This is a genomic window from Streptomyces globisporus (genome assembly GCF_003501885.1).
Taxonomy (GTDB): domain Bacteria; phylum Actinomycetota; class Actinomycetes; order Streptomycetales; family Streptomycetaceae; genus Streptomyces; species Streptomyces globisporus_D.
In genome coordinates, this window is sequence record NZ_QWFA01000189.1 from 1 (window position 1) to 12025 (window position 12025).

The 12025-nt window shown below is 73.2% G+C and carries 15 protein-coding genes; 8 read left to right on the forward strand and 7 right to left on the reverse strand.

The window, feature by feature from the left end; all coding sequences use genetic code 11:
• Both D3105_RS27415 and D3105_RS34735 read left to right on the forward strand, forming a co-directional pair.
• Positions 1 to 951 (forward strand): alpha/beta hydrolase family protein (locus tag D3105_RS27415; RefSeq protein WP_118905667.1); only part of this gene is annotated, 951 nt, incomplete at its 5' end.
• Between the two features lie 96 nt (positions 952 to 1047).
• Complete coding sequence (locus D3105_RS34735; protein WP_165891093.1) at positions 1048 to 1185, forward strand: hypothetical protein; 138 nt, start codon at positions 1048 to 1050, stop codon at positions 1183 to 1185.
• A gap of 6 nt (positions 1186 to 1191) precedes the next feature.
• On the opposite strand, the gene D3105_RS27420 is transcribed toward D3105_RS34735, so the two are convergent.
• The gene (locus D3105_RS27420; RefSeq protein ID WP_118905668.1) at positions 1192 to 1656 is read right to left on the reverse strand and encodes a hypothetical protein; all 465 of its coding nucleotides are present in this window, start codon (positions 1654 to 1656) and stop codon (positions 1192 to 1194) included.
• Positions 1657 to 1698: 42 nt separating this feature from the next.
• A complete protein-coding gene (locus D3105_RS27425; protein ID WP_118905669.1) occupies positions 1699 to 1959 on the reverse strand; it encodes a hypothetical protein in 261 nt (86 codons plus the stop codon).
• A 107-nt stretch (positions 1960 to 2066) separates the two neighbouring features.
• Between D3105_RS27425 and D3105_RS27430 the strand changes: the two genes are divergently transcribed.
• The 5 genes from D3105_RS27430 to D3105_RS27450 all read left to right on the forward strand — a co-directional run bounded on the left by D3105_RS27430 (position 2067) and on the right by D3105_RS27450 (position 5557).
• On the forward strand, positions 2067 to 2903 hold the full coding sequence (locus D3105_RS27430; protein ID WP_118905670.1) for a helix-turn-helix domain-containing protein: 837 nt from the start codon (positions 2067 to 2069) through the stop codon (positions 2901 to 2903).
• Entirely contained in the window at positions 2900 to 3109 is a 210-nt protein-coding gene (locus D3105_RS27435) for a DUF397 domain-containing protein (protein WP_118905671.1), read from the forward strand. The genes D3105_RS27430 and D3105_RS27435 overlap by 4 nt, the downstream gene beginning before the upstream one ends.
• A gap of 167 nt (positions 3110 to 3276) precedes the next feature.
• Positions 3277 to 3744 carry a MarR family transcriptional regulator gene (locus tag D3105_RS27440; RefSeq protein ID WP_118905672.1) on the forward strand — a complete coding sequence of 156 codons (468 nt, stop codon included), beginning with the start codon at positions 3277 to 3279 and terminating at the stop codon, positions 3742 to 3744.
• 68 nt (positions 3745 to 3812) lie between these two features.
• Positions 3813 to 4676, forward strand: a complete 864-nt coding sequence (locus D3105_RS27445) for an HAD family hydrolase (RefSeq protein ID WP_118905673.1) — start codon at positions 3813 to 3815, stop codon at positions 4674 to 4676.
• Positions 4677 to 4807: 131 nt separating this feature from the next.
• Positions 4808 to 5557: a calcium-binding protein gene (locus tag D3105_RS27450; RefSeq protein WP_118905677.1), complete on the forward strand. Its 750-nt coding sequence runs from the start codon at positions 4808 to 4810 to the stop codon at positions 5555 to 5557.
• A gap of 6 nt (positions 5558 to 5563) precedes the next feature.
• On the opposite strand, the gene D3105_RS27455 is transcribed toward D3105_RS27450, so the two are convergent.
• Together D3105_RS27455 and D3105_RS27460 are read right to left on the reverse strand one after the other, a co-directional pair.
• Positions 5564 to 6313 carry a DUF1838 family protein gene (locus D3105_RS27455; RefSeq protein ID WP_118905674.1) on the reverse strand — a complete coding sequence of 250 codons (750 nt, stop codon included), beginning with the start codon at positions 6311 to 6313 and terminating at the stop codon, positions 5564 to 5566.
• Between the two features lie 41 nt (positions 6314 to 6354).
• On the reverse strand, positions 6355 to 8496 hold the full coding sequence (locus D3105_RS27460; RefSeq protein WP_118905675.1) for a SpoIIE family protein phosphatase: 2142 nt from the start codon (positions 8494 to 8496) through the stop codon (positions 6355 to 6357).
• Positions 8497 to 8783: 287 nt separating this feature from the next.
• On the opposite strand from D3105_RS27460, the gene D3105_RS27465 reads away from it, so the two are divergent.
• Entirely contained in the window at positions 8784 to 10082 is a 1299-nt protein-coding gene (locus D3105_RS27465; RefSeq protein ID WP_118905676.1) for a serine/threonine-protein kinase, read from the forward strand.
• A 14-nt stretch (positions 10083 to 10096) separates the two neighbouring features.
• On the opposite strand, the gene D3105_RS27470 is transcribed toward D3105_RS27465, so the two are convergent.
• From D3105_RS27470 to D3105_RS27480, 3 genes are all read right to left on the reverse strand, one after another.
• Entirely contained in the window at positions 10097 to 10447 is a 351-nt protein-coding gene (locus tag D3105_RS27470; protein WP_240647039.1) for a hypothetical protein, read from the reverse strand.
• Positions 10448 to 10588: 141 nt separating this feature from the next.
• Positions 10589 to 11179 carry a TetR/AcrR family transcriptional regulator gene (locus D3105_RS27475; RefSeq protein ID WP_030798995.1) on the reverse strand — a complete coding sequence of 197 codons (591 nt, stop codon included), beginning with the start codon at positions 11177 to 11179 and terminating at the stop codon, positions 10589 to 10591.
• Between the two features lie 235 nt (positions 11180 to 11414).
• The coding region (locus tag D3105_RS27480; RefSeq protein WP_118905678.1) for an ABC transporter permease at positions 11415 to 12025 on the reverse strand (611 nt) is incomplete at its 5' end.

The following is a 12025-nucleotide window of genomic DNA, read 5'->3' on the forward strand; positions in this document are numbered from 1 at the left end:
CCCGTCCTCTCCGTCGCCCCCCTGGTACTGCCCACCCCCGACCGCGCCGTGGACCTGGAGTTCCGCATCTCCCTGCCGCTGCCCCCGACCGGCGCCGAGGCGCCCGGGGACGGGGACCGACTGCCGGTCATCCTGCTCTCTCACGGCCAGGGCTTCTCGAACAACCTCTCCTCGCTCCACGGCTACGCCCCCCTCGTCGCCTTCTGGGCCGCGCACGGGTTCGCCGTGATCCAGCCGACCCACCTCAGTTCGACGACGCTGAGCCTGCCGCCCGAGACCCCCGGCGCCCCCATGCACTGGCGCTCCCGCGCCGAGGACATGTCGCGCCTCATCGACCGGTTCGACGAGATCGAGGCGGCCGTGCCCGGACTCACCGGCCGCCTGGACCGGGGCCGGATCGCCGTTGTCGGGCACTCGATGGGCGCCCACACGGCGGGCCTCCTGCTGGGCGCGAGCCTCACGGATCCGGACGACGGTACGGAGGTGGATCTGGCCGATCCCCGGATCACGGCGGGCGTGGTGCTGGCCGGGCCCGGCCGGGGCGGCGACGCGATCACCCCGCCCATGGCGGAGGCGCTGCCGTTCCTCACCACCACGGACTTCTCCCGGATGACGACGCCCGCACTCGTGGTCGCGGGTGAGAAGGACGAGTCCGGCCATCTGACGGTCATGGGCCCGGAGTGGCACACCGACCCGTACGTCCTCGCCCCCGGCCCCAAGACCCTGCTCACCCTCTTCGAAGCGGAACACGGCCTCGGCGGGATCTCCGGATACGACGTCGCCGAGACGACCGACGAGAACCCCGCACGCGTCGCCGCGGTCGCCCACCTCGCCTCGGCCTACCTGCGCAGCGTGCTGTACGCCGACGACGCCGCGTGGCGGACGGCCGTCGAGGCGCACGCGACGGGCCCGGACGCGTTCGGGCGGGTCGAGTCGAAGCAGCGCCACTGAACCGCCTCGGCCAGGCAACCCCGACGACGGTAGATGCGTCATACAGGAAAACGACGCACGACAGAACGTGACACGACCGAGGGAGACAGGGACACGATGGACGAGCACCTGGTGAGAGCGTTCAGGTGGGCTGCTCGCGGCGTGGGCAGCGCCCTCGACTACATCGGCCTGCGCACCGGCGTCGGCACGCTCACCGGCGGCCTGCGCAACGCCGTCGGCCGCAAGCGGCGCTAGGGCGCATCAGGGCCTGCCGCCGCGCGCGCCTCCCCCGCCAAAACCGCCGCCACCACCCTCGCGTTCCCGCCGCACCTCCTCGCGGATCTGCTCCGTCATCAGATCGGCGAGCGGATCCGTCACGTCCCAGGAGTGTGCGGCCGGGTGCCGGTCGTACAGCACGCAGACGTCCCCCTCCTTGACGGACAGCCGGTGGAGGACGGCCGGGCACGGCAGCAGTTCGACGAAGCGGAACTTCCGGCGTCCCCCGTCCTCGGTCCAGAACATCCACAGATCACGCCCGGCGGCGGGCGACGCCGACCAGAGCTGGGCCGCGTGCTCGGCCCCCTCCTCGTGCTCACCGAGTTCGCACAGCAGGAACTCGTCCAGTCCGGGCACGTCCGTCGCCAGGTCGATCCCGTCCTCCAGGCCCATGAACGCGACCCGCGCGGCCATCTCGGGGAGTTCGGTGAAGGCGGTGCACTGCAGCATGGCTCTCGTCCTTGCCGGTGAGGGGTGGGGGATGACGGTCGTTCACAGAACCTCGCCCCGGCTGCGGGCGTTGAGCCGGGCGGTCCTGGCCCGGAGCTGCTCCATGAGGAGCGCGGGCCGGACCCGGTCCGGCTCGGCCTCCCACTCGGCCCCGCCGCCGACGGGCCGCAGCGACCAGTGGGGGCCGGCGACCCCGCGGAACTCCCCCACGCGGTCACCGCGGCCGGTGTCCACCATGAGCGTGCCGAGGGCCGGGAGGTCGGGAGGGTCCTGCGCATTCGGGCAAACGTTCTCGCCGTACACCTATCGCTCCTCTCTGTAGCCGTACAACTACCGGGGCGATTCAGCGTGACCTACCGTGAGGAGTCATTCAACTTGCCTATTCGGCACGGAAGGTCGGGGCGGGGTCCGTGAATCTCAAGGAGTTGAACCCGGAGAGTTCTGCGCAAGCGGCCTACGGTGCACGTCTGCGCGACTTACGGGAGAAGCGCGGCTGGACACAGGAGGGGCTGGGGGACCGCAACGGCTACTCCAGCACGCACATCTCCTCCGTGGAAACTGGCCGCAAACTCGCGACCTTGCGCTTTTCGCGCAGTACGGACCGGGCGCTGGGGCTCACCGGGACCGAGGCGTCGTTCGAGCGCGAGCTGGGCGAGATCAAGCACGGCAGCCTGCTGGAGGGTTTCCCTGAGTTCCTCGGTTACGAGCGCCGAGCGGCGGAGATCCGGCTGTACGAGGTCGGAGTCATCCCCGGCCTGCTCCAGACCCCGGAGTACGCGACGGTCCTGGCGGACAGCGTCGTCCGGCGACAAGTGATCACCGCGGACCAGGCCCAGGAGCGCGTCGCCCTCGTCGCGGAACGCCAGGCGGCCCTGGTCCGGGAGAAGCCGCCGCTGGTCTTCGCGCTGCTGGACGAGAGCTGCCTGCTCCGACCGGTCGGCGGACCGGAGGTCATGCGGGCACAGCTGGACCGGCTCATCGAGTTCGCCGAGCAGCCCAACACGGTGATCCAGGTGGTGCCGTTCGCCATGGGAGAGCACCGCCCGTTCAGCCTGCCGCTCTACATCCTGACCATGCCCGACCGCTCGCTCATGTCGTACGCGGAGTCGGCGCAGCAGGGCTATCTGGAGCGTGAAAGTGGCTCGGTGGTGCAGCATCTGACGGCCTACCATCAGATGCAGGCGCTCGCTCCCTCCCAGGCCGCGTCCGTTGACATGTTCAGGCAGTTGCGAAAGGGCATTCAGTGACAACCGAGACCCCCCGTTGGTTCACGTCCTCCTACAGCGAAAACGGCGGCGCGTGCGTCGAGGTCGCCACCAACCTCGCCGCCCCGCACGGCATCGTCCCCGTCCGCGACTCCAAGAACGTGGGCGGCCCGGCCCTCGCCGTCCCCGCCGCCGCGTTCAGCGCCTTCGTCGCGGGCGTCCGGGGCGGAGACTTCGGCACCGTCTGAGCCGCGCGCGCCGGCCGAGCAACAGCCCCACCGTGCAGGCGCGGTGGGGCTTTGCCGTGGCAGCCCGTCCCCGCTCCCCCTTGCCCTCGACCGCACTTGAGGTCCTACGGTCGCCGTGAGGCCCGCACGACCGGCCCGGCCATCACGCCATCGAGGGAGCATCCGCCATGCCCGACCAGCAGCTCAGCGACGCCGAACTCGCCGCACAGCCCGCCGCCTACTGGACCGGGGTCGCCCACGAGGCGCTGATCGCGTACACCCGGGAGCGGCAGGCCGAGAAGGGGTACACCCAGCCCCAGTTCTGGCTGCTCCGCAATCTCTCGGCCGCCGACATATCACCGGACGGCTCGGGAATGACCCTCCCCGAGCTTCAGCGGGCCATGGCCTCGTACATCCGGCCCGAGGACGACCTCGCGGTCGAGGCCGAGGCGCTCGTACGGCGGGGGTGGCTGCGGCGGGACGCGGACGACCGGCTGTGGATCACGGAGGAGGGGGAGCAGGCGCGTCTCGACCTCAAGCGCAACGCTCCCACGATCCGCGCCGCGCTCCACGACGGGATTCCCGACGCGGACTACGTCACCACCGTGAAGGTGCTGCGGCAGCTGGTGCGTAACGCGGGAGGGGCTGTCACCTGACAGCCACCCCTATATCCGGTCCACCCCTCGCGGGCAAGCGGCCGTTCGTGGCCTTCTAGGCTGGGGCCATGCCCACGCCCCCCGCCTATGCCCTCGTCGCCACGGACCTGGACGGCACCCTGCTGCGCCCCGACGACACCGTCAGCGCCCGGTCCCGTGCCGCGCTCGGGCTCGCCGCCGCCTCGGGCGCCCGGCATCTCATCGTGACCGGGCGGCCCGCCCCGGGGATACGGGCGCTGCTCGCGGACCTCGCGTACACCGGGCTCGTCGTCTGCGGGCAGGGCACCCAGCTCTACGACGCGGACGCCGGGCGACTGCTGCGCTCCGTCACCCTGGACCGGGAGGCCGCCGACACCGCGCTCGGCAAGATCGAGGCGGAGGTCGGGGCCGTGTTCGCCGCCGTGGACCAGGACGGCGTGGACGGGGTGACCCTGATCGAGGCCGGCTACCGGATGCCGAATCCGACCCTGCCCGCCCAACGCGTCGGCTCCCGCGAGGCGCTGTGGGAGCGGCCCGTCATCAAGGTGCTGGTACGCCACCCGGAACTGGGCGACGACGAGCTCACCGCCGCCGCACGCGGGGCCGTGGGCGATCTGGCGACGGTGACCATGGCGGGGCCCGGCACGGTGGAGCTGGCTCCGCGCGGGGTGGACAAGGGTACGGGTCTCGCGGCGGCCGCCGAGCTGCTGGGCATCGGGGCCGAGCGGACCGTCGCGTTCGGCGACATGCCCAACGACCTGCCGATGTTCGCCGGTTCGGGCCTCCGGGTGGCCATGGGCAACGCCCACCCGGAGCTGCGCGCGGCGGCCGACGAGGTGACCCTGTCGAACGCGGAGGACGGGGTCGCGGTGGTTCTGGAGCGGCTGTTCGACACCGGGGGCCGCGTCGAGTCGAACTCCGCCCTCCAGTTTGGTCTAGACCAAGACGGGTAGGCTGCGCTCGCCCGCGTGGCGACCCCACCGCCACGCGTGGCGCTTGACATGCCCCTGCCCTCCCCTGCTGCGTAGAGGCAGGCGGGCGGGCCCCACGGACCCACCGAGGAGTTGTCGTGAAGCGCAAGAGGATGTCGGCCGTCGTGACCCTGCTCGCCACCGGCCTCGCCGTGCCCCCGGCCGTCGCCGCGCCCACCGCCGCCGAGGCCGGGGCCCGTGTCGGCGCCGACTGGGCGAAGCAGTCGGTCACCTTCACCGCCGCCCCGGGCCAGGTCAACGACCTCCATGTGGTCCCGATGGACCAGGGCGACGGGGTCCGGCGGATCGGCTTCCGCGATTCCGTTCCCCTCCGGCCCGGCGACCACTGCACGTACCTGGAGCCGGGCGTCGAGACGTACGTCGTCTGCGAACTGCCCACCGGCAGCGCCCGGCCGGACCGGATCGACGTCTTCCTCGGCGACGGCGACGACGAGATCGCCACCAGCGACCCCGGCGTCGCCACCGTGAGCGGCGGCCCCGGTGACGACATGCTGCACGCCCACACCGCGCACACCGTGCGGGGCGACGCCGGCGACGACATGGTGATGGGGCGCGTCGTCCTCGACGGGGGCGACGGCATGGACCATCTGATGGCCGTCGACGGCGACCAGTTTCTCTGGGGCGGCCGGGGTGACGACATGATCGAGGCGTACGACGGCGACGACGTCGTGTACGCGGGCCCGGGCGACGACCACGTCATGGGCGGGGAGGGCGATGACGTCCTCCTCGGCGGCTCCGGCGACGACATGCTGCACGGTGAGGCGGGCGACGATGTGCTCGTCGGCGGCTCCGGGAAGGACACGGTCCAGGGCGGCCCGGGCCGGAACATCACGCTCCCCTGAAAACCCTTACTCCTGGGGCGGGTTGAGCTTGCGGAAGTAGGTCCAGCTGGTCTCGTTCGGCTCGCTCCACCGCTCCGGGGCGTGCGCGAACTCCGGGTGGTGGTCGGCGATGTAGGCCCGGGTGCGCTCGGGAACCTCGGTGTACGCACCGAGCTTGCGGCCGCGGCAGTGGAAGGTGAGACCGCCGGGCCGCTGCCCCCGGGCCATCCACGGCAGCCACGGGGACATCCGGCTCCACGACATCGTGGCCGGGACGCTGGGGGCAGGGCCCGCCAGGTCGGCGCGGTCCGCGAAGAACTGGAAGAGTTCCAGGGCCTTGTAGGTGTCCCCCGCCGAGTGCACCGGGTACTGGGCCACCGGCAGCGGCGACGGGTAGGCGAGCGGGATCTCCAGGCTGAAGCAGACCTGGTCCCCGAGGTCGGTCGTCGGGATCGGGAAGGGACGCCACTTCTGGTTGGCCGGGTCGTTCCGGACATGCACCACCGGGAGGCCCTGCCAGGTCTCCAGGATCTCCCGGCTGACGGGATCCAGGTAGAACGCGGCCTCACGGGAGCCCAGTTGGTACGCGTCCGGCCCGGCGTCCGCGTCCTGGACGAGACGGGCGACGTTGAGGCCCTCGAAGCCGAAGATCCGCTGGTAGGGCTCGTCGGGGGCCCAGGAGTGGACGTCTCCGGACCACCAGTACGTGACCTCCTCACCGTCGAGGGAGGCGCGGGTGCGGGCGAAGGAGCGGAGCAGTTCCGCGGGGGTCGTCATGGGGACCACTCTGCGCGACCGGCGGGCGGGGCGGTCGCGTTTCACCCCGCGGGAGCCGCCGAAGCCGCCGGACCGTCCGGCAGCTCCTGCTCGGTCCACAGCACCTTGCCGTCCGGCCCGTGGCGCGCCCCCCAGTGGGAGGCGAGGCGGGAGACGATGAACAGGCCCCGGCCGCCCTCGTCGACGGTCCGGGCGTGCCGCAGGTGCGGGGCGGCCGTGGAGCCGTCGTGGACCTCGCAGGTGAGCGTGGAGTCCAGCAGGAGGCGCAGCCGGAGCGGCGGAGTGCCGTAGCGGACCGCGTTGGTGACGAGCTCGCTGACGATCAGCTCGGTCGCGTCCACGGTGTCCTCGTCCAGGCCCCAGCCCTGGAGCCGGTCGCGGACGAGCACCCGGGCGGTGGCGGGCGTCGTGGACTCGTCGGCGAGGTCCCAGGTGGCGACGAGGTGGTCGGAGACCGTACCCGTACGGGCCAGGAGCAGGGCCGCACCGGCGGCGCGGGTGTCGTCCGGCAGCTCGTACACGATGTCGTCGCCACGCTGCTGGAGGCTGCGGCCCGGCCGGGCGAGGGCCCGGGTGATGCGTTCGGCGGCGCGGTCGCCGGAGACCAGGTCGGCGGTGAAGAACGCGAGGAGGCTGCCCTCCTCCAGGGTGACGGCGGCGGGGGCGAAGAGGGCACTGTCGGCGGAGAAGAGCCCCGGCCCCTCCGGTACGTCGAGGGGGACCGCCCGCCCGTCGGGGCCGACGATCAGCGGCGCGGGGTGCCCGGCGCGGGCGACGGTGCAGGTGCGGGTGAACGGGTCGTACACGCCGTAGACGCAGCCCGCGCTGAGGGGTTCGCCGTGGAGGCCGTCAGCGGGGGGCAGGGAGGCGCGTTCGTGGGCGAGGCGGTCGGCGGTGTCCTTGAGCCGGGCGAGGACTTCCTCCGGCTCCAGGTCGAGGCCCGCCAGCGCCTGGGTGACCGTACGCAACTGGCCCATGGCGATGGCCGACTGGAGGCCCTCGCCCGCGACACCGCCGACGACGAGCGCGGTACGGGCGCCGGACAGGGCGATGGTGTCGAACCAGCAGCCGCTGTCCCGGCCGGGCAGCAGGACGTGCGCGGTGTCGACGGCCGCCTGCTGCCGCTCGGCCTGCGGGAGCAGCCGCCGCTGGACCGTCGAGGCGATGACGTGCTCGCGCTCGTAGCGGCGGGAGTTGTCGATGGCGAGGGACGCGCGGGTGGCCGCCGTGACGGCCACGGAGAGGTCGTCCTCGTCGAAGGGATCGGAGGCCCCGCAGCGGTAGAGGCTGACCAGTCCGAGGACCGCGCCCCGCAGGGAGAGGGGCACGACGATCAGGGAGTGCGCGCCGGTCTCCGCGACGGCGCGCGCCCCGTCCGGGTCGGTGTCGAGCCACGGGGTGTCGGGCCCGAGGTGGACGAGGCGGGGCCGCAGGTCGGCGGCGGCGAGCGCGTAGGGCGTACGGACGGGCAGGTGGCGGGTCGTACCCGCCGCCCGTCCCCGACCACGGCTCCCGCCCTCCGCCGCGTTCCGGACGGCGTCGCACCGGCCGCTCGCGGCGCGGCGCAGCGGGGTTCCGGACGGCATCGGGCCCACCGGCGGCTCGGCTCCGCGCAGGACGTCGTCCACCACTTCCACGACGGCGAGGTCGGCGAAGCCGGGCGTCAGGGCGTCGGCGAAGGCGCGGCAGGTGGTGGCGACGTCGAGGGACCCGCCGACCGCGTCCCGCACGGCGGCCAGCGCGGCCTCCCTGGCCCGGGCCCGTTCCCGCTCGGTGACGTCGACGACCGCGACGACCAGGCCGAGGGCGGGGGCCTTGGGGCCGCCCGGGCCGTGCAGGGGGTACAAGGAGGTCAGGAACTGGCGGTCGCCGGGGATCCGGCGCAGCCGGCCCCGCACGAGGTGGTCGCGCACCGGGCCCTCACCGGCCAGCACCCGCTTCATGAGCTGCTCGTAGCCGTCCGGGTCGTCGAGCCGGACGGCCTCGGCGATCGGGCGGCCCACGTACTCCCCGGTCCCCACCCCCTCGACGAGGGAGTTGGCGCGTACGAGCCTGAGCTGCGGGTCGAGCACGACGAGGCCGACGGCGGACTGGGAGAACAGGGCCACGAGAAGCGCCTCGTCGAGGCCGTCTCCCGGCCTCGCGCCCTTCCCGGGCCCGGTCGGCGTCTCGCTGTCCGCCACGGATCCACCCGCCCTCCGGCTCCGGCACGCCGGAGTACCGGTTCCGGCACGCGCCGGACCAGCATCACCCGGCGCACCGGACCCGGCCACCGGTGGGCGGCAGGGGTGTGACGGGCGGGGCGCCGGGGGCGGCGGGGGTCAGTCCCGTTCCACGATGACCAGGGTGCCCCGGCTGCCGGGGCGTACCACGTGGGGGACGTCCGCGCCCACCACGTACATCTCACTCGGCCCGGCCGTCACCTCCTGCGTCATACTGATCCGCCGGAGCACGAGGGGGCGTACAGCGTATGGAGCACGGGGCGGCGGGCGGCGGGAATCTGCCGGAACGTATCGGTGGCTACATCGTGGAGCGGGAGTTGGGCGCCGGCGGGATGGGCACCGTCTATCTGGCGCGTTCCCGTGGCGGGCGGTCGGTGGCCGTGAAGGTGGCCCGCCCGGAGCTCGCGGGCGACCCGCACTTCCGGGAGCGGTTCCGCGCCGAGGTCGCCGCCGCGCGCAGCGTGGGCGGTTTCCACACGGCCCCCGTGGTGGACGCGGACCCGGACGCGGCGGCGCCCTGGCTGGCCACGGCGTACATCCCCGGGCCGACCCTCTCCGCGCTCCTGGAGGCGGAGGGGCCGATGGACGAGGCGCGGCTGCGGGGGCTGGGCGCGGCGCTCGCCGAGGCGCTGGCGGCGATCCACGGCTGCGGCCTGGTGCACCGCGATCTGAAGCCCGGCAACATCATCATGGCGGCGGACGGCCCCCGGGTCCTGGACTTCGGCATCGCCCGGGCGCTGGAGTCGACCCGGCTGACGGCGACCGGTACGGCCTTCGGCACCCCGGGGTTCCTGGCACCGGAGCAGGCCCAGGGCCAGGAGGTCGACGGGGCCGCCGACGTGTTCGCGCTGGGTGCGGTGCTCGTCGCGGCGGCGGGCGGCAGCGCGTTCGGGGCGGGTACGCCGATGGGCATGATGTACCGGTCGGTGCACGAGCCCCCGGACCTGGCCGCCGTGCCGGAGAGGCTGCGGCCGGTCCTCGCGGCGTGCCTGGCCAAGACCCCGGCGGAGCGGCCGACACCGGCGGGCCTGCTGGACCTGTTCGTCCCGGACGCGGCACCGTCCACGCCCGCGGCGTACGCCCCCACCGTCGCGGTGGTCCCGCCGCCGCCACCGTCGTACGCCCCGTCCAACGCCTTCCCGCCGCCGTACCAGCAGCAGACCCCGCCCCACTCCCTGCCCAACAGCCCGCTGCCGTACGCGGCCCCGTCCGACTACCTCCTGCCGCACCAGGCCGCCACCGAGCTCGCCCCGTTCGGCGGCGCACCCGACGACGACGCCGACCTCTCGTTCGTGGCGGTCGGCCCGGGAAGCTCCCTCCTGATCGACCCCGCGGGCATCACGCTGGGCCCGGAGGGCGCGGAGACGCATTACACCTGGGCCGAGATCCGCACCGTGGCGTACGCGGCCGAGGGCCCCAAGCACCTTGGGGTCGTCGTCCACCTGCACCACGGCACGGCCCACCCGTGCGTCATCGCCGCCCGCAGGAAGTCGCGCCTCCAGGACTGGCTGCAGGACCTGCCGCTGATCCTGGAGTGCTTCCTGTAGCGGGGGGTGGGCGGTCAGGCGGCGGGACGCGTCCGTAGCCAGTACGAGCGGGCGGCGACGACCAGGGCGACGCCGTAGACCGCGAAGGCGGTGATCCCGATCCGGGCGACCAGCAGCGCGTCGCCCTCGGAGGGGAAGTCGCCGCGCCCCATCGCCACCGCGCCGCCCGTGCCCAGGGCCAGGTAGCCGATCCCGACGACGCCGTACGGGGCCAGCGTGGCGGCGCCGAGCAGAGCCGGGGCGAGCGGGAGCCCGCGCGGTACGCGTCGGCCGCGGAGGAACGGCGTCCAGCACGGGAAGACCTGACCCCAGGGGCGGGCCGGGCCCCACAGCGGGAACGCCCGGACCAGCGTGGCCCGGCCCACCCGGTGCGGCCATGGCCGTTGCTGCTCATGTCACGGGTACTCATGCACTGAACGTCGCATCGACCGCGGCCGGTGACATCGACCGCCGGACCGATCCCCCTCCCCGCGCACGGGCGAGAGCCCCGCCCCCAGGAACGCGTCTCAGTACCCCGGCGCCCGCAGCGACCGCAGCACGTGGTCCACCAGCGTGGCGATCGTCTCCTCGTCCTGGACGGGCTTGCGCAGCACATGGCGGTAGTAGACGGGGCCGTACAGCATCTCCACCGCCAGCGGGAGATCCGCGCCGGGTGGGATCTGGCCCTGGTCCTGGGCGCTGCGGAGCCGGCCGATCGCCTCCTCGACGCGCGGGTCGACCAGCTGTTCCCGCAACTGCTGGGCCAGGCGGTCGTCGTGGTGCAGTTCGGAGAGGATGCCCGCGTAGGCGGGGCCGAAGGGCGGGACCGAGAGCAGTTTCACCGCGCCGGCGACGTGGGAGCGCAGGTCGGCGCCGATGTCGCCGGTGTCCACGAACGGGGTGGCGTCGATCAGGGCGTCCGTGAACGCCTCCAGCAGGACCGCCCCTTTGGACGGCCACCAGCGGTAGATCGTCTTCTTCGAGACCCCGGCGTCGGCCGCGATGGCCTCTATCGTGACGTGCCCGTACCCCCGCTCCGTACAGAGGTCGAGAGCGGACCGCAGGATCGCGCGGCGTGATCGTTCGCTGCGTCGCACACTGCTCGGCGGTGTGATCATTCCGTGAGCATAGGGGGGTTCCAGCCAATCTCTTGTTGACATCTCGTCGCCAAAGACCGAACAATACCCAGGCGGAAACGGAACGTACCGTGTCGTGTCGTTCCGGTGGTCCGCACCGTTCGTGCCGTTCGTGCCGCGACGAGCCGATCGGGGGACGGCTCGCCCGGCCGACGGCGCGTGCGGCTCCCTCCGATCCGATCAGGCCAGACCCCCTTGCGCTCGCTCGGGGCGTCCCTCATGCCGTGATGTCCTTGGCCGTGAAGCGGGCCCAGGCCGCCGAGCCGAACACCGCGACGTACAGCCCCTGCAGCTGGAAGTTCTTGCTCAGGTCGTCCCAGTAGACCGGTTCGCGCAGGACGTCGGCGAACGACATCCAGTAGTGCGCGAACAGATACGGGTGCACACCGCTCAGCTGCGGAATGCTGTCCAGGATCTGCACCGTGATCAGCAGTCCGACCGTGGCCGCCATCGCCCCGATCCCACTGCCGGTCAGCGTCGAGACGAACAGCCCGATCGCGGCGAACCCGGTCAGCGACACCGCGACGACCAGCGCGGTCAGCGCCGCCCGCACCAGCCCCTCACCGAAGCCGATCCGGGTCCCCGAGATCGTGGTGACGTCCCCCACGGGGAACAGCAGCGCGCCCACCGCCAGCGCCGACACCGCCACGACCAGGGTCGCGACCAGGCAGAAGACCAGGACGGAGGCGTACTTCACGAGCAGCAGCCGGGTCCGGCCCGCCGGGGCGACCAGCAGATAGCGCAGGGTGCCGCTGTTCGCCTCGCCCGCGATCGCATCGCCCGCGACGACGCCGACGGCCATCGGCAGGAAGACCGGCAGCGTCGCGG

Bases quoted from the DNA above. Each gene is read 5' to 3' on its own strand.
- D3105_RS27465 (WP_118905676.1), top strand. From the start codon at position 8,784: ATGGAGCACGGGGCGGCGGGCGGCGGGAATCTGCCGGAACGTATCGGT.
- D3105_RS27440 (WP_118905672.1), top strand. From the start codon at position 3,277: ATGCCCGACCAGCAGCTCAGCGACGCCGAACTCGCCGCACAGCCCGCC.
- D3105_RS27450 (WP_118905677.1), top strand. From the start codon at position 4,808: ATGTCGGCCGTCGTGACCCTGCTCGCCACCGGCCTCGCCGTGCCCCCG.
- D3105_RS27475 (WP_030798995.1), bottom strand. From the start codon at position 11,179: ATGATCACACCGCCGAGCAGTGTGCGACGCAGCGAACGATCACGCCGC.
- D3105_RS34735 (WP_165891093.1), top strand. From the start codon at position 1,048: ATGGACGAGCACCTGGTGAGAGCGTTCAGGTGGGCTGCTCGCGGCGTG.
- D3105_RS27445 (WP_118905673.1), top strand. From the start codon at position 3,813: ATGCCCACGCCCCCCGCCTATGCCCTCGTCGCCACGGACCTGGACGGC.
- D3105_RS27420 (WP_118905668.1), bottom strand. From the start codon at position 1,656: ATGCTGCAGTGCACCGCCTTCACCGAACTCCCCGAGATGGCCGCGCGG.
- D3105_RS27455 (WP_118905674.1), bottom strand. From the start codon at position 6,313: ATGACGACCCCCGCGGAACTGCTCCGCTCCTTCGCCCGCACCCGCGCC.